Genomic DNA, 13,347 nt, shown 5'->3' with positions numbered 1-13,347 from the left:
GCTAATGTTTGAATTTGACTTTGCCGATCGGCACCGCCGCCCCCCGCCCTTCAACGACCAAGCCGTCGAGCGGCGAGATGAGCCCGCCGCCGGGTACGGCGACGACGAAGCGGCCGGCTGCCGGCAACCGGCTGGCGTCGATTTCGAGGTAGTCGCCGTCATAAACGGTGACGGCGACTTCGCCGCTCTTGAAGTCGCCGACCCGCTCACCGTTGACTATGGGGTATACGTCGACCGCAGCGGCCGGCTGGACGATGCGGATGACGACAAGCCTGTTTTCCCGCAGCATTTGGATGCGGCTGGCGACCGGCGATCCTTCGCTGATGACGAGGGGCGCATCGGCCACCAGCGGCGTCTGCCAGGTCACCGGGTCGCCTTCAAGTCTGTCGACCCGCGATAGGTAGCGGCGGGGCGTGTCGTGGTATATGAGCACCTGGACAGCAATGAGTGTAATGACGCACATTGCCGCCAGGCGAATGAGGAACGGTTCCCAGTTGACGAATGGATTGTATTTATTGCGACGCCTCATTAAGCAGCCTCCCACGGTAGGGATGGCTATATTATCTGTAATTGTTTTCCACATTATCCGCGGCCGCCGCCCGCCCGGCGACGTAGCCGGTGGAGAAGGCCGCCTGAAGGTTGAAGCCGCCTGTGTAGCCGTCGATGTCGATGACTTCGCCGGCGAAATACAGGCCGGGAACGAGGCGCGACGCCATAGTTGAGGGATTTATCTCTTTTGTACTTATGCCGCCGGCGGTTACGATGGCCTCGGCGAGCGGCCTGGTGCCGGTGACTGTGAAGGTGAGCTGTTTGAGCAGGCCGGCGAGACGGGCGCGTTCTTCTTTGGTTATCTGATGCACCGGCTTGTCCGGGTCGATGTGGCTGAGATCGACGATGACCGCCGTCAGGCGCGAGGGCAGCAGCTCGCCAAGCGAGTTTTTGAATTGCTTGCGGGCGAATTTGACAAAGTCGCGCTGCAGGCGCTTGTCCAGCGTTTCGGCGCTGAGGGCCGGTTTGAGGTCGATGGCGATGAGTACCTCGTCGCCCGGCCGGGTGCGGAGGGCGGCCGCGACGGGGTTCGAGAGCGAGAGGATGACCGGCCCGGAGAGGCCGAAGTGGGTGAAGAGCAGTTCGCCGAATTCGGCGGCGAGCTGACGGCCGCCGGCTATGGCGGCGACGGCAACGTTTTTGAGGGCCAGTCCCTGGAGGTCGGTGATCCAGTCTTCGGCGACTTCGAGCGGGACGAGCGAGGGACGGAGCGGGGTGACGGCATGACCCAGGGCGGCGGCGATGCGATAGCCGTCGCCGCTTGAGCCGGTGCCCGGATAGGAGGCGCCGCCGGCGGCGAGAATTACGGCGTCGGCCTGCCACTCGCGGCCATCGGCGGTGGCGGCGCCGCAGGCCCGTCCATCGGCAAGGCGGATTTCCCGCACCGCCTGCCCGGTCACGACGGAAACACCGCGGTCGGCGAGGGCGCGGGCGAAGGCGTCGACGACGTCCCTGGCCTGGTCGCTGACCGGAAAGACGCGCCCGCCCCGCTCGGTCTTGAGCGGCACGCCGCGTTTTTCGAGCCAGGCCATCAGGTCGTTGTTGGAAAAGGCGGCGAGGGCGCTGTGGAGGAAGGGGCCGTTGCCTGGCATGTTGTCGATGATGGTTTTGATGTCGGCGATGTTTGTGACGTTGCAGCGTCCTTTGCCGGTTATGAGAAGTTTCCGTCCGACGGCGGGCATCTTTTCGAGCAGGGTCACGTCCGCGCCGTGTTCGGCGGCGCTGGCTGCCGCCATTAGTCCGGCGGCGCCGCCGCCTATGACGAGGATTTTCTTCATCGCAGTCGTTCTCCGTTTCTTATCCACTATATTCCAGTCTGCCGCGGTATGAAAATAGCCCAGCGGATGCGGGCGCAGCCGCCGAGCTTAGTGAACGACGCGGTTACCGCGCGGGCAGACCAGCCAGTTTCTTGAGTTCGGCGACTTCTTCCGGCTCCAGGTGGCGGTAGCGGCCGCGGTGGACGCCCTCCAGGGTGAGGAAGGCGAATTCGGTGCGTTTGAGTTTGCTAACCGGATGGCCAATGGCTTCGCACATCCGCCTGATCTGGCGGTTGCGTCCCTCGTGGATGACGATGGCGAGGGTGGCGGCATTGGCTTCAGGGTCGTAGCCGGTGAGCCTCACTCGCGCCGGAGCGGTGACGCCGTCTTCGAGGGTGATGCCCATCCGCAGCCGGTCGAGCTTTTCTTCGGCCGGACGGCCGGCTACGGTGGCCACGTATGTCTTGCCGATCTCATGGCTGGGGTGTGTCAGGGCATGGGTGAGCTGGCCGTCGTTGGTGAGCAGCAACAGCCCTTCGGTGTTGTAGTCGAGCCTGCCCACAGGGTATAGCCGCGCGGGCACGGCGGCGACAAGTTCGGCGACTGTCTTCCGGCCCCGCGGGTCGCTGAGGGTGGTGACGACACCCCGGGGTTTGTTGAGCAGGAGGTAGTATTTTTCCTCGCCGGCCAGGGGGTGGCCGTCGACGGCGACGACATCCCTGCCTGGCTCCACTTTGGCGCCAAGCTCGGCGACCACCCGGCCGTTTACTGTGACCCGCCCGGCGGTGATGAGTTCTTCGGCGTGGCGGCGGGAGGCTATCCCCGCCTGGCTGATGATTTTCTGTAGTCTTTCGGGCATGGCCCCTCCTTGTGTCCCTATCAGGGAGTCAGTTGGCTGAAGTCGGTTTGTACCTTGCAGAGGCGGATACGGCGATCGTCGCTGGTTTCGCGCTCGCAGCTGCCGCAGATGCCTTCTCCGCAGCAGAGGGTGGCGTTGTTGGTGGCGGCCATGGGGAGGTTGACGCCCGCCGCCTGCATCGCGGCGATTACGCCGTAGTGCTGTTCGTCCGGGCCGGCGCTGACCACCAGATCGGGGCGCTTTTCTCCGTCGGTGAGCCACCTGCTCAGCAGGCCGTTGCCGGTCCGCCGGAAAGAGTCGACGGTATGCACGGTGACGCCCAGTTCCTCCAGGTCTTTGTCGATGAATATCCGGCCGATCTTGCCGGGGGCCAGCAGGGCGATGACGCGATTGTTGTTGGCCGCCAGGCGGGCGGCGATCGGCAGGGCAGGCGGCTGGCCCATCCCCCCTGCTACCAACAATATTGTACCACAGGTGATATTGTCAATCCATGGCTGGCCGAGCACTCCGTTGTAATAGGGGCCGCGGACGGTCACCATATTGGCGGGGTTGTCGAGCAGGCGGCTGGATTTCGGGCCGACCGCCTCTATGACGACTTGCACTGAGGCGCCGTTCACTTTCATGACGCCGACAGGGAAGTGGAAGTATTGCGGGTCGTCAGGCAGGCGCAGGAAGACGAACGCTCCCGCTTTGCCGAGTTCGGCCGCAAGGTCGCTGCCGACGCAGAATTCCAGCAGGTACGTATTTTCGGCAATCAGTTCTTTGCGGGTAATTGCGCTGTCCGCCTCGATCCGCCGGGGAGGGTTGTCGCCCCGCGAAACGCCGTTTTTAGGCTGCCACCGGCGTTCGTATAGTATGCAGACCCCGCTCCAGTTGCAGTCGCAGACCGGCTCCCCTTTGAGGTGGCTGCAGAACACGCAGTGGTTGGTTTCGGCCAGCAGGCACGGGCAGTAGGGCGAGTTGATGTCGATGCAGGTGGTCGTCAGATTCCGCTTCATTCGCTCTCCCCCTCTCACACCAGGCACTGGCCGTATACGTCGGTGAGGCCGGCTTTGGCCACCCGGTCGCCTATTTCGCCCCGGTCGGCAGAGTAGAGTCCGCTGGCTTTCATCCGGTCGAAGTAGGCTGAGCCGGAAAATGTGTAACGCAGGCGCAGCCCGTCTTTTGTAGCCATTTGGTCGTGGACGAAGGCGATGATATCGCCCGAGGCGACCGTGCGCGGCAGCTCCAGGTAGGACATGTCGAGACAGTGGCGGACGGCGTTGTGGCCGGCGAGCAGGCCGGTGACGATCGCTTCGGTGTGGCCGACGAAGATGCCCGCTTTTTCGCCGCCGCAGAACAGGTTGTCGACGTTATCCACTTTAAGGTTGTTGCCGCAGGGTGCGATGCCGAGGTAGCGGACCGAGTTGCCCTGGCCGCCGGCGTACGGGTCTTCGTAGCGGGCGTTTTCCAGTCCGGGGATGGTGCGCAGGTCTTCGAGCGGGAAGTAGGATGTCATGAGTTTGGCGTGGCCGGTATCAAGCAGGACAAGGTTGGCGGCGTATTCGGCGATCGCGTACTGCGAGCAGGCTTTGCGGCCGAGAGAGGTGCTTTTGACGAGGTGCTCCGGCACCGGCAAGACAACCGCCCCCTCTCGCTCCAGTTGGTCGCGGATTTCTGCGCTGAGCGAATCTTTGTTGAGCTTGCAGGAGCCGCTCATGGCGCCATACGTTCCGTCAGCTTTGAGGCCCATTATTTCTTTGACCTGCGAGCGGGCGGTGACGCTTACTCTGGGACCGAAGGACGGACAGCGCAGGATACACATGGCGCAGCCGTTGCCGTATTTAAGGCAGTTGCCCATCGGGCCGGCGGTGCCGGTGGTGTCCACGAAGACGTCGCCTTTGACGACTTCGCCGTCGTCGATCACTAGCGCCTGAAGCGTGCGGCCGTATTTTAGCACGTCCACTACCCTGGCTGTTGTCCGTACGGTTATTCCATAGTTTATCAGCACTTTTTTCACCAGCGGCTCCATGGCGCTGACATCATAGAGCGAGGCATGACTGTGCCCGGGAAAGCTTATGCCCCGGTGCCTGGCGTTGGCATCCATGGCGACAAAAAGATCGCCGCCCCCCATGGCCGTCGCTTCCTCGGCGGCGGTGTAGCGTCCGTTGTTGCGGTAGATGCCCCCTACCAGGCCTGTTCCCAGGAGCATATCGGTCCGCTCCAGAAGCAGCACCTGGGCGCCAGCCTTGGCCGCAGCCAGGGCCGCTGCGCACCCGGCCCAGCCGCCGCCGGCGACCACTACTCTGACCATCGCAGTCCCCCCATTTTCTTCGTTTTCACATTACAGTGTATTCCCGGACGGCGGATGTGCCACTGCGGGGGGGCAAAAAGGAAGGTTGCCGATACGGGTTTTATCGGCAACCGAGACAATTATGGGATAAACAGCATTCGGCAGATGTATATCGACATGAAAAAGCCCGTAATGTCGCCGGCCAGGCCGACGATGACCGCGTAGCGGGGATTGCGGATGCCGGCGGCGCCGAAGTAGACGGTAAGGATGTAGAAGGTGGTGTCGGTGCTGCCGAGGATGGTGGAGGCCATCCGGCCGACGAGCGAGTCGGGCCCCTCGCTGGCGAGGAGTTCGGTTGTCATGCCGAGGGCGCCGGTGCCCGACAGGGGGCGCATGACTGCGAGCGGCACGAGCTCGGGCGGGACGCCGACAAGCGACAGGAGCGGCTTAAGGGCGGCGACGCAGTCGTCGAGCGCGCCTGAGGAGCGGAAGACGCCGACGGCCACGAGCATCGCCACTAGAAAGGGCATTATCCGCACGGCGGTCTGGAAGCCTTCGGACGCCCCTTCGACGAAGGCTTCGTATACCCTGACCCGTCGAAGGTAGCCTGCCAGAGGGATGAGGAGGAGCACGAGCGGGATTGCCCAGGCGGAAAGCAGCTCGCAGATGAGGGCGAACACGGCGCTACCGCCCCCGGCCGCTATACGCCGCCCGGCAGATCCGGTCCACGGCGAGAGCGGCCGCGGCGGCGGTGAAGCTCACCGCCAGCGTGGCGCCGACGATTTCCGCCGGATCGGCGGAGCCGGCGGCGGCCCTGAGGGCGATGACGGTGGCCGGGACGAGGGTGACGCCGGTGGTGCACAGCGCCAGCAATGTGCACATCGCCGGCGTGGCGGTCTCGCGGTCGCGGCTGAGCTTCTGCAGTTCCTGCATAGCCTTTATGCCCAGCGGCGTGGCGGCGTTGCCCAACCCCAGCATGTTGGCGCTCACCGTCATGACGATCGCTCCCATGGCCGGGTGGCTCGGCGGCACGCCGGGGAAAATCCTGCGGATAAAGGGACCGATGATGAAGGACATAAGCCGCACCAGCCCCGCCCTTTCGGCTATTTTCATCATCCCCAGCCACAGACACATTACGCCGGTGAGTTTAAATGCCAGGGTCACCGCGTTCTCCGCGGCGGTTATGGCGCTGGGGGTGATCAGTTCGATTCTGCCCGTCAGCCCGGCGTAAATTATCCCGCCGGCCAGGAGCAGCAGCCAGATGAGGTTTATCATATGCCTCCCCTCCTTATGTGGAAGGTATGAGCGAATCCGGCCGGCTAGAACGGGAAATGAAAAGCCGCCTCGCGGCGGCTTGTGTGCGGATAGGTCAGGCCAGGTTCTTCACGATGAAGGTGAAGAAACTCCATAGCGACCCCCATATAAGGCTGAAGAACGACTTGCGCTCGGCTTGCTCGGCGGCCAGCAGATCGACGGACGCTATTTCGGTGTTGCGGTAAAAGGTCTTGACCGTGCCGAGCTTCTGCCCGGCGTTTACCGGGGCGTCGACGCGATCGGGGGCTTCGATCACTGTCGAAAAACCATCCCGGTCGCCCTGAGCGACGGGCACGGAAAGGGTGCTGGCGGCGATGAGCCTGACTTGCTCACTTTTGCCGTCGACCACTCTCACCGTTTTCATGATGTCGCCCTGGCCGAACATTTTTACCGGCTGCAGGCGGCTGAAACCGTAGTCAAGCATTTTAATGGAGTCTTCCCACATCCGATCGCCGTCGAGAACGACGGCCACGAGCTGGATGCCGTTGCGCTTCGCGCCCGATACCAGGCAGCGGCCGGCCTCCTCGGTGAAGCCGGTTTTGACGCCGTTGCCGCCCTCATACTGCCAGAGGAGTTTGTTTTCGTTGTAGAGATCGCGGTCGTGGTCTTTGCCCGGCCAGGGAACGACGGCGTGTCTGGTGCCGACGATCTTGGAAAAGAGCGGGTTTTTGTAGCCATAGGCGGCGATGCGGGCGAGGTCGCTGGCGGTCGAGTAATGCTGCGGCCCGGGCAGGCCGCTGGAGTTGGTGAAGTTGGTGTTCAGAGCGCCGATGGCGCGGGCTTTTTCGGTCATGAGGCGGGCGAATTTGTCTATCGAGCCCGATATGTGTTCGGCGACGGCGACGGTGGCGTCGTTGCCGGAAACGAGCATCATGCCGTAGAGCAGGTCGCCCAGTTTGAGCTGCTCGCCGGGGGCGAGCCACATCGACGAGCCTTCGGTGGCCGCCGCGCCTGGGCTGGTGGTGACGAGGTCGTTGAGGTTGCCGTGTTCGAGGGCGACGATGAGGGTCATCATTTTCGTCGTGCTGGCGGGCGGCCGGCGGTCGGAGGCCCCTTTGGCGAAGATGATCTTGCCGGTGGAGGCTTCGATGACAATGGCCGATTTGGCTGTCAGGGTTGGTTCAGCCGGAGCGCCCCAAGCCGTACGGGGCATGATGAGTATAAATAGAATCAGCGTGGCAAACGCCGTTTTTTTCATGTAAACCTCTCCAGTTAATTATCACAGACCAATAACTATTATAACTATGTTTTCCCCGTACGTCAAAGTCGTCATACATTTTTGCGCCGCACCGAGGACATAATATAACCAGTTTAAGGAGGTGAAAGCATGGAAGTGCTTGACGTCAAGACGGCCTTGCGCACGACTTTGACCCAGAAACAGGAATTGGTGCGTGACTATCAGACTTTTGCCGAGCAGATCGACAACCCCGAAGTCGCGAAGCTGTACCGGCATTTTGCCGAAGCGGAAGCGTTGCACGCCACCCAGATCAAGGATAAACTGGCCGGCTTGCACTGAGGCAGTAGATGTATATGCGAAAAACCCGCACTGGTATGTGCGGGTTTTTGTATGGGTTAGGGATGAATAACCGGTCGTTCTAAATGGGGATTGTGCGCGAACCGTTCAGGGCCTTCAGATGCAAGGCGCCCTGAGGACGTGCAGCGACGACGGCCCCGGATGGGCCTAGTGCCGGGCGCGCCATGGATGGCGCAGCGCCCGGCCGCGTACTCGGATGTACGCTAGCAAACGCCCGCAGGGGCAACACAGCAGATGAGGCCATCAACGGTTCGCCTACATACTTGGCTGATGGTTTGCGCCTTGGGTTTCGGCCGTCTCGGCAAGCTCGTCGAACTCATCCTGCGCGTCGCGGCTGCGCATGATTTCCTGTATCTTCGTGAGGGCCTGCGGGACCATGTCGATAAGCCGGTCGTAGATCTGATTGCCTTCCACCGGCATGAATCTTATGCCGTTTACCGGCGAGCACACCAGAAAACCTACCGGTTTGACGCTGACGCCGGCGCCACTGCCGCCGCCGAAGGGATGACCGTCGTGCTGGACGGTCTCTTCGGTTTCGAAGTCGCCGCCGCCTGCGGCGAAGCCGAAAGTGACGCGCGAAATCGGGATGATGACGGTGCCGTCGGCTGTTTCCACGGCGTCGCCGACGATGGTGTTTACGTCAACCATCCCTTTGATGCTTTCCATGGCCGTTTTCATCAGACTTTGGATTGGGTGTTCTTCCACTGCCTGTCGTTCCCCCTTCCCAGGTGCCGGATGGCTGTCGCTATCGCGTTAATAACATTGCCCAGCGTGATGCTGAATATACACTCGAGTTCGATTTCGACGCCTTCCCTGGCATAGTGCGGCGAAACCCGGAAGGCCGGCCTGACGACGCTTTTCAGCCGGCGCTGCATGTAGGCGTAGGTCTGGGTTTTCAACTGCCACAGCAGGCCAGCCGAGATGCCGGTGAGGGCGGCGTCGCCTGTGCCGAAGCAGGTCCGCCAGGAGAGCTTTTCGCAGGCAACCGCGACGAGTATGCTCGTGATCAGCCGCTTGTAGATACGGGTGTAGTAACGGAGCTGTTTCATCAGATAGCGCCAATGGCGGGGATGGTGACGGAATATTTTCCAGGTGTTGCGGGTAAAGCGCTGTTCGGCGCCGGCGCGCGTTTCGGTCTGGCCGCCGGGCGTGTCGACGACCGATTCCGGCCATGGCAGGCCGCCGCGGCGCGCGAGCCGCACGAGGGGTACTTCGAGGTGGTAGCTGATGAGTTTTTTGAGGGCGTAGACGTCGATGTCGAGACGGTCGTCTTCGCCCTGCCGCCGATAGGACAGGCTGATGAACAGCTTCAGCCGGGCCAGGGCAAGGACAAGCAGCGTCGTCGCCAGCCATACCGCCAGCCAAGTCTCCATGCTCTCCCCCCTCCCCGCGCGGATAGTAATATTATGGCAAAAAAAACCGCCCGCATGCGCGGGCTGGTCAAGTTTATTCATCGGCCTCCGGGAGTTCGTCGGGGGGCTCTACATTGAGCAGTTCGGCCAGGTCTGGCAGATCGTCGAGGGTGGCGAGGCCGAAGCATTTGAGGAAGTCGTCGGTGGTGCCGTAGAGTATCGGCCGGCCGATGGCTTCCTTGCGGCCGACTTCTTTGATGAGGCCCCGCTCGGCGAGGGTGGTGACAACGCCGTCGACCTTTACGCCGCGGATGTGTTCGATTTCCAGTTTGGTGACCGGCTGTTTGAAGGCAATGATGGCCAGCGTTTCCATGGCAGCCAGCGACATGCGGGCTTCCTGCACTTCGATGAGCTTGTCGATGATCGGCGCAAGCTCCGGTTTGCTGCACAGCTGGTAACCGCCGGCGACGTCGAGGATGGTCAGCCCGCGGTCGGCGGCGACCATGTCTTGTTTGAGTTCGGCGACGAGCGCGGCGACGTTTTCGGCGTCTATTTCAAGGATCTGGGCAAGCTTGTTGGCGGGGACGGGGTTGCCGCTCGCGAACAGCAGGGCTTCGACGTGGCCCTTAAGGTGTCCGTAAAACATCAGTGCACGACCTCTCCCAAGCTAAGGTAGATGGGGCCGAAGCTCCGTTCCTGCTCTATATGGATACGTTTGAGGCGGATTAGTTCCAAGAGCGCCAGGAAGGCTGTCACCATTTCGGTGCGTGAACCGCTGCGGATAAGGGTTTGGGCGAATTCCAGCCGGCCGCCCTGTTTGCGGAGGAGCAGGAGGATGTCCTGCATTTTATCCTGGACGCTTATTTCTTCGCGGGCGATGAAGGCGAATTCGTCGACAGCGCTTTCCCAAACGGCGGCGAAGGCTTCGATGAGGTCGTCGAGCTTGAGTCCCTCGGGCAGGACGATTTTGGTGGCGAAATAGCCGGGCGGCCGGGCGATGAACTGTTCGCGCTTGCGCAGCATTTCTTCGAGGTCGGCGGCGGCCTGTTTGAAGCGGCGATATTCCAGGAGCCGCTGCACGAGTTCCTGGCGCGGGTCTACTTCTTCGGCCAGTTGCTCGGCGGCCGGCGGCTTGGGCAGCAGCATGCGCGATTTTATCTGCAGCAGCGTGGCGGCCATGACGAGGAATTCGCTGGCGACGTCGATGTTGAATTGTTCCATGGCCCGGATGTAGTCGAGGTATTGCTCGGTGACGACAGCGATGGGGATGTCGTAGATGTCTACCTGGTTTTTGTCGATGAGGTGCATGAGAAGGGCCAGCGGGCCTTCGAAGGCTTCGAGCTTGACCTTGTATTCGGCGGTGCTCATGGCTTACAGCCGCATGGCGGCGCGGACTTCCTCCATGGTGGCGGCGGCGATCTTGCGGGCCCGTTCGGCGCCGTGGACGAGGATTTCCCTGACCCGTCCGGGGTTGGCTTCAAGGGCGGACCGCCGGGCATGGATATCGGCCAGGCTGGCGGACATCCGCTCGGCGAGGAGTTTTTTACAGTCGACGCAGCCGATGCAGGCGGTGCGGCATTTGCCGCCGATGTCTTCGAGCTCTTCTTTGTTGAAGAGTTTGTGGAAGGTGTAAACGGTACAGACGGCGGGGTCGCCGGCGTCGGTTTTCTTGACGCGCTGCGGATCGGTGATCATCATCCTCACCCTGGCTTTGAGTTCTTCCGGGGGTGCGGCATAGGGTATTTCGTTGCCATATGATTTGCTCATCTTACGGCCGTCGATGCCGGGCAGCACGGACGCTTGGCTGAGTTTATGCATGGGCTCGGGAAAGACGGGACCGTACATACCGTTGAAGCGGCGAACGATTTCCCGCGAGAGTTCGACGTGGGGGATCTGGTCTTCGCCGACCGGCACGGTGTCGGCTTTGTAGAGGATTATGTCGGCGGTCATAAGTTCCGGGTAGCCGAGGAAGCCGTAGGTGTTAATCTCTTTGCCCATCGCGCCGAGCTGCTGGAGCTTGTCCTTGTAGCTGGGCACCCTCTCCAGCCAGGAGAGCGGAGTCATCATGGAGAGCAGCAGGTGGAGTTCGGCGTGTTCTTTGACATGGGACTGGACGAAGATGATGTTGCGCTCGGGGTCGAGGCCGCCGCTCAGCCAGTCGAGGGCCATTTCGTGTATGTATTCGGGGATTTTGCTGGTGTCCTCGTACATCGAGGTGAGGGCGTGCCAGTCGACGATGCTGAAGACGCAGTCGTAGTCGTACTGGAGCTTTACCCAGTTTTCCAAGGCCCCGAGGTAGTTGCCGAGGTGGAATTTGCCGGACGGCTGCATGCCGCTGAAGATACGTCCTTTGCTCATGGTTGCTTTGTTCCTCCTAAACGATAAACGCTACGATGGCGGTGATGATGCTGCTGAGAAAGGCTTGGACGGGGTAGATGACCGCGCCGATGATTTTGAGGTAGACGAGCGCCATGAGGATGAAGGGCCCGTAGGGGGCGATGCGTTCGAAGGCGTCGGCCTGGCGCGGCGGCAGAAAGCTGGAGATTATCTGCGAGCCGTCGAGCGGCGGCACGGGGATGAGGTTGAAGACGGCCAGGATGAGGTTGTAGGTGAACGTCCACTGGATTACCTTGAATATTTCAGGGGTGCCGAGGTGCAGCTTGGCAACGACGCTGAAGACAAGGGCGCTGATAAATGCCATGACGAGGTTGGCCCCCGGTCCGGCCAGCGAGACGCTCAGGATGCCCCAGCGGCCGTTTCTGAGGTTGAAGGGGTTGATGGGGACGGGCTTGGCCCAGCCGAAGCTGAACAGCCACAGCATGATGAGGCCGATGGGGTCGAGGTGGGGGATGGGGTTGAGCGTCAACCGGCCGGCGTAGCGCGGCGTAGGGTCGCCAAGGGATACGGCGGCGCGGGCGTGGGCGTATTCGTGCACGGTGAGGGCTATGAGCAGGGCGGGGATGCGAAATACCATGTCAGGGTCAAAGCCAAACACTAATTATCCTCCTTATACGGCTCAGCCGTGTCCTGGTCTGGAATTGCCGCCCCGCTCGCGGGGCAAGTGCATTCCGGCCAGCGCTGTTTGCAGTCGTAACCGTTCCTCTTCATTTTGGCATATTATCCATAGATAGGCAAGCATCGCCGGGGGAATATCTGCAAGCTCGCCGTGCAGGCAGGCATCTGCGCCCGGCGCGGCGAGCAGCTTGCGGATGGCGGACAGCCTGCCCGGCAGGGCGCATTCGCTTTCGCTCTGCAGCCAGTAGCCGGCGCGGCCGCCGATTATCAGGGCAGCGACCGCCGTGCGTTCGAAGGCCAGGCCGCAGCGCCCCAGGCAGCCGGCGGCGACATCGATGCTCTCCAGGGCGGTGAGTTTCGCCGCCGTCAGCCCTGTAGCGAAGAGGGGGCTGAACAGTCCCCAGTTATCGAGGCTGCGGCAAAGCCCCGGCCAGTCGTTTTCCCGGAAGAGCAGCCGGATTTCCCGGCCAAGGCGGTGGGAGCCTACAGTCAGCCAATAACGGCCGCGGACGGCTTCCCGCAGGCACTCGGCGGTGGCGGCGGCAAGGGAAAAACGCAGCCGGTGCGCCAGGCGGACGGCGCGCAGCATCCGGGTGGGATCGTCGCTGAAGCTCGCGGGGTGGAGGATGCGGATGAAGCCTTCGCGGAGGTCCTCCCTCCCCCCCACGTCGTCGATCAGAACGCCGAAGCAGTCCGGGCCGATGCCGAGGGCGATGGCGTTGACGGTGAAATCGCGCCGCCACAGGTCGTCGGCGAGTTTGCCGGGGCTGACTTCCGGCAGCGCGCCGGGGTGGGGGTAGCGCTCCGTCCGGGCCATCGCCAGGTCGATGCGGGTGTCGCCCGCCATGAGGACGGCGGTGCCGAAGCGTGAGGTTTTGGTCACGGCGCCGCCCAGGCGGCCGGCCAGAAGACGGGCACAGGCAATGGCATCGCCTTCGACGACGATGTCGATATCCTGACTTATTATGCCCAGCAGCAGGTCGCGGACAAACCCGCCCACGGCCGCGACCGGGAAACCGGCTGCGGCGGCGTGCCTGCCGATGTCGGCCAGAAGCTGCGCCTGGGGATGGCCGGCGAGCAGCGAAGCAGGGTCGTTGTTCATGGCGGTCTCCCCCGCTTTCAGACTTCACTTCTAAATTATACTAGAAAATCGCGTCGATGCAAAATATGAGGACCCGGCGCAGGCCGGGTCCCGA

16 protein-coding genes are annotated in these 13,347 nt (G+C 62.4%); 1 reads left to right on the top strand and 15 read right to left on the bottom strand.

What is annotated here, in order from left to right; all coding sequences use genetic code 11:
* Position 1 precedes the first annotated feature (1 nt).
* The 8 genes from RIN56_00950 to RIN56_00915 all read right to left on the bottom strand — a co-directional run bounded on the left by RIN56_00950 (position 2) and on the right by RIN56_00915 (position 7,448).
* Entirely contained in the window at positions 2–529 is a 528-nt protein-coding gene (locus RIN56_00950; protein ID MDR7865349.1) for a hypothetical protein, read from the bottom strand.
* 31 nt (positions 530–560) lie between these two features.
* The gene (locus RIN56_00945; protein ID MDR7865348.1) at positions 561–1,826 is read right to left on the bottom strand and encodes an NAD(P)/FAD-dependent oxidoreductase; all 1,266 of its coding nucleotides are present in this window, start codon (positions 1,824–1,826) and stop codon (positions 561–563) included.
* 103 nt (positions 1,827–1,929) lie between these two features.
* Positions 1,930–2,664, bottom strand: coding sequence for a pseudouridine synthase (locus RIN56_00940; GenBank protein ID MDR7865347.1), 735 nt, complete (start codon positions 2,662–2,664; stop codon positions 1,930–1,932).
* Between the two features lie 20 nt (positions 2,665–2,684).
* A complete protein-coding gene (locus tag RIN56_00935; GenBank protein MDR7865346.1) occupies positions 2,685–3,662 on the bottom strand; it encodes a hypothetical protein in 978 nt (325 codons plus the stop codon).
* Positions 3,663–3,676: 14 nt separating this feature from the next.
* Complete coding sequence (locus tag RIN56_00930; protein ID MDR7865345.1) at positions 3,677–4,957, bottom strand: FAD-dependent oxidoreductase; 1,281 nt, start codon at positions 4,955–4,957, stop codon at positions 3,677–3,679.
* A 119-nt stretch (positions 4,958–5,076) separates the two neighbouring features.
* Positions 5,077–5,616: a spore maturation protein gene (locus RIN56_00925; protein MDR7865344.1), complete on the bottom strand. Its 540-nt coding sequence runs from the start codon at positions 5,614–5,616 to the stop codon at positions 5,077–5,079.
* A 4-nt stretch (positions 5,617–5,620) separates the two neighbouring features.
* Complete coding sequence (locus RIN56_00920) at positions 5,621–6,211, bottom strand: nucleoside recognition domain-containing protein (protein MDR7865343.1); 591 nt, start codon at positions 6,209–6,211, stop codon at positions 5,621–5,623.
* Positions 6,212–6,305: 94 nt separating this feature from the next.
* Positions 6,306–7,448 carry a D-alanyl-D-alanine carboxypeptidase family protein gene (locus RIN56_00915; GenBank protein ID MDR7865342.1) on the bottom strand — a complete coding sequence of 381 codons (1,143 nt, stop codon included), beginning with the start codon at positions 7,446–7,448 and terminating at the stop codon, positions 6,306–6,308.
* A gap of 129 nt (positions 7,449–7,577) precedes the next feature.
* Here RIN56_00915 and RIN56_00910 point away from each other — a divergent pair, with 129 nt between their 5' ends.
* Positions 7,578–7,766 (top strand): ferritin family protein, encoded by a 189-nt coding sequence (locus tag RIN56_00910; GenBank protein ID MDR7865341.1) that lies wholly within the window; start codon positions 7,578–7,580, stop codon positions 7,764–7,766.
* A gap of 273 nt (positions 7,767–8,039) precedes the next feature.
* On the opposite strand, the gene ytfJ is transcribed toward RIN56_00910, so the two are convergent.
* The 7 genes from ytfJ to RIN56_00875 form a co-directional block, all read right to left on the bottom strand.
* A complete protein-coding gene (gene ytfJ / locus RIN56_00905; protein ID MDR7865340.1) occupies positions 8,040–8,489 on the bottom strand; it encodes a GerW family sporulation protein in 450 nt (149 codons plus the stop codon).
* Positions 8,462–9,157 (bottom strand): DUF2953 domain-containing protein, encoded by a 696-nt coding sequence (locus RIN56_00900; protein MDR7865339.1) that lies wholly within the window; start codon positions 9,155–9,157, stop codon positions 8,462–8,464. The genes ytfJ and RIN56_00900 overlap by 28 nt, the downstream gene beginning before the upstream one ends.
* 73 nt (positions 9,158–9,230) lie before the next feature.
* Positions 9,231–9,782 carry an SMC-Scp complex subunit ScpB gene (scpB, locus tag RIN56_00895; GenBank protein ID MDR7865338.1) on the bottom strand — a complete coding sequence of 184 codons (552 nt, stop codon included), beginning with the start codon at positions 9,780–9,782 and terminating at the stop codon, positions 9,231–9,233.
* A complete protein-coding gene (locus tag RIN56_00890; protein MDR7865337.1) occupies positions 9,782–10,504 on the bottom strand; it encodes a segregation/condensation protein A in 723 nt (240 codons plus the stop codon). The genes scpB and RIN56_00890 overlap by 1 nt, the downstream gene beginning before the upstream one ends.
* Before the next feature lie 3 nt (positions 10,505–10,507).
* Positions 10,508–11,494, bottom strand: coding sequence for a tryptophan--tRNA ligase (trpS, locus tag RIN56_00885; protein ID MDR7865336.1), 987 nt, complete (start codon positions 11,492–11,494; stop codon positions 10,508–10,510).
* Between the two features lie 16 nt (positions 11,495–11,510).
* Positions 11,511–12,131: a site-2 protease family protein gene (locus RIN56_00880; protein ID MDR7865335.1), complete on the bottom strand. Its 621-nt coding sequence runs from the start codon at positions 12,129–12,131 to the stop codon at positions 11,511–11,513.
* 21 nt (positions 12,132–12,152) lie between these two features.
* Positions 12,153–13,253 (bottom strand): hypothetical protein, encoded by a 1,101-nt coding sequence (locus RIN56_00875; protein MDR7865334.1) that lies wholly within the window; start codon positions 13,251–13,253, stop codon positions 12,153–12,155.
* Between the last annotated feature and the right edge of the window lie 94 nt (positions 13,254–13,347).

The organism is Sporomusaceae bacterium (assembly GCA_031460455.1).
In the GTDB taxonomy this organism is placed as follows: Bacteria; Bacillota; Negativicutes; order Sporomusales; family UBA7701; genus Anaeroselena.
Note: the sequence above shows the minus strand (reverse complement) of the source record. Positions and strands in the feature narration are given on the sequence as shown.

Coding starts and splice junctions, on each gene's coding strand:
- RIN56_00890 (MDR7865337.1), bottom strand. CDS start 10,504: ATGAGCACCGCCGAATACAAGGTCAAGCTCGAAGCCTTCGAAGGCCCG.
- RIN56_00915 (MDR7865342.1), bottom strand. CDS start 7,448: ATGAAAAAAACGGCGTTTGCCACGCTGATTCTATTTATACTCATCATG.
- RIN56_00940 (MDR7865347.1), bottom strand. CDS start 2,664: ATGCCCGAAAGACTACAGAAAATCATCAGCCAGGCGGGGATAGCCTCC.
- RIN56_00920 (MDR7865343.1), bottom strand. CDS start 6,211: ATGATAAACCTCATCTGGCTGCTGCTCCTGGCCGGCGGGATAATTTAC.
- RIN56_00935 (MDR7865346.1), bottom strand. CDS start 3,662: ATGAAGCGGAATCTGACGACCACCTGCATCGACATCAACTCGCCCTAC.
- trpS (MDR7865336.1), bottom strand. CDS start 11,494: ATGAGCAAAGGACGTATCTTCAGCGGCATGCAGCCGTCCGGCAAATTC.
- RIN56_00950 (MDR7865349.1), bottom strand. CDS start 529: ATGAGGCGTCGCAATAAATACAATCCATTCGTCAACTGGGAACCGTTC.
- RIN56_00900 (MDR7865339.1), bottom strand. CDS start 9,157: ATGGAGACTTGGCTGGCGGTATGGCTGGCGACGACGCTGCTTGTCCTT.
- RIN56_00930 (MDR7865345.1), bottom strand. CDS start 4,957: ATGGTCAGAGTAGTGGTCGCCGGCGGCGGCTGGGCCGGGTGCGCAGCG.
- scpB (MDR7865338.1), bottom strand. CDS start 9,782: ATGTTTTACGGACACCTTAAGGGCCACGTCGAAGCCCTGCTGTTCGCG.
- RIN56_00875 (MDR7865334.1), bottom strand. CDS start 13,253: ATGAACAACGACCCTGCTTCGCTGCTCGCCGGCCATCCCCAGGCGCAG.
- RIN56_00910 (MDR7865341.1), top strand. CDS start 7,578: ATGGAAGTGCTTGACGTCAAGACGGCCTTGCGCACGACTTTGACCCAG.
- RIN56_00945 (MDR7865348.1), bottom strand. CDS start 1,826: ATGAAGAAAATCCTCGTCATAGGCGGCGGCGCCGCCGGACTAATGGCG.